This window comes from Pseudomonas sp. PICF6 (assembly GCF_009831705.1).
Taxonomy (GTDB): domain Bacteria; phylum Pseudomonadota; class Gammaproteobacteria; order Pseudomonadales; family Pseudomonadaceae; genus Aquipseudomonas; species Aquipseudomonas rhizophila.
This window is the reverse complement of record NZ_WUUD01000032.1, coordinates 162,073-163,487: the sequence shown is the minus strand read 5'-3', so window position 1 is coordinate 163,487 and position 1,415 is coordinate 162,073. Positions and strand designations below refer to the sequence as shown.

Sequence of the window (1,415 nt, the reverse complement as noted above, 5' to 3'; positions counted from 1 at the left end):
GGGCCATCCATGGCCCAGCGCGGCTAACCCGGCATCCATGCCGGGTTGCCCACTCCACAATGCCTGCGTTCGGCCAGCGTGGTTAACGGGGCGCCCAAGATCAACCTCCACCGCGAGGCGGCCTGAGAGCCGGCCTGGCTCTTGCAGGTGTACACCCATCAGACTTGTTTGAGCTGGACCTGTGGGAGCAAAGCTTGCTCGCGAAGGCGGCGGTACATTCGGCATTGATGCAAGCAGACTCACCGCTATCGCGAGCAAGCTTTGCTCCCACAAGATTGGCGGTGGGCACTGATCTTATAAGCGACCGAAATCAGTGTGGGAGCGAGCCTGCTCGCGATGGCGGCCTGACAGCCGACCAGGATTGTGGGAATGGTCGGACAGGCCTCCGGGCTGCAGTAGATTTTTCCGACGAACTCTGGCGGTTGCCGGGTGGGAAGGGCTGTCGCTAGTCTTTTCCCGTCGCTGCAAATTCAGCGGCCGGGCTTGGAAATCCGATAAGTAGACGGCGCGAAAGCGCCCTTCATAACGTATGCTTGCGGTCGTTTTTTGACCATGCTTTCGTTATGGCGGCTGTGCGCGGGAGACCTTCGGGTCTGTCGGGCTCGTTTACCCCGGTTTTCCAACCTGCGTACGGCTGCCACCCCCTCGCTTGGAAACGAACGTGGTAGCTCCAACCAGTAAACGGAGTGTCACCCTATGTTCAAAGCCACACCCAATCCCCCCGAAACTGATCCCTCATCATCCCACGCCGGTCTCGATCCCCAAAAACTCGATGAAGCCGCCAAGCGCGCCATCGACCATTATCTCGACCCCAAGCCCCAACCCAAGAAGAAACAACCCTCAAGCCAACTGTTCTCTGTCGCGGAGAGCGCAGACACCGAAACCCTCCTAGCCAACCTCAGCGAAACCCTGGCCTCCGCCAACGCCTTGCTCGGCGACCTGACCTTCGATCTGGAAGGCTCGCGTCGGCATTTCGCCCTGGGAGTCCAGCAGATGATCGAACTCAGTGAATTGTTGGCGAACCGGGCGTTGGATATCGTCGATCCGCGCTAGCGCCGAGCGGAAGCATTGTGTGGGAGCACTTATCGCCGACCTGTCTCCGGTGGCAGTACTTCAATCCAACTGTGGGAGCGAGCTTGCTCGCGAAGATGGTGGTACATCCAACGCTGATGCAAGCTGGTCCACCGCCATCGCGAGCAGGCTCGCTCCCACATTTTTTTCGAGTTGTTCTCAGGTATCGCATTCACCACAAGTCCCTGTGGGAGCGAGCCTGCTCGCGATGGCAGCGGCACATTCAGCATTGATGCAAGCAGACCCATCGCCATCACGAGCAAGCTCGCTCCCACAGGAGAAACGCGATCACCCTAAGCCAGGTCGGCTCTCAGGCCGCCTTGCGGTGGACGTTGATCTTGGGG

General features: G+C 59.6%; 1 protein-coding gene. It reads left to right on the top strand.

Annotated features, from left to right (window positions below):
• Window positions 1-696: 696 nt before the first annotated feature.
• Window positions 697-1,053, top strand: a complete 357-nt coding sequence (locus tag GSM73_RS21330) for a DUF6124 family protein (protein WP_160893744.1) — start codon at window positions 697-699, stop codon at window positions 1,051-1,053.
• Window positions 1,054-1,415 lie beyond the last annotated feature (362 nt).

What these genes read in the sequence shown, in the direction of transcription:
- GSM73_RS21330 (WP_160893744.1), top strand. Translation starts at nt 697, where the DNA reads ATGTTCAAAGCCACACCCAATCCCCCCGAAACTGATCCCTCATCATCC.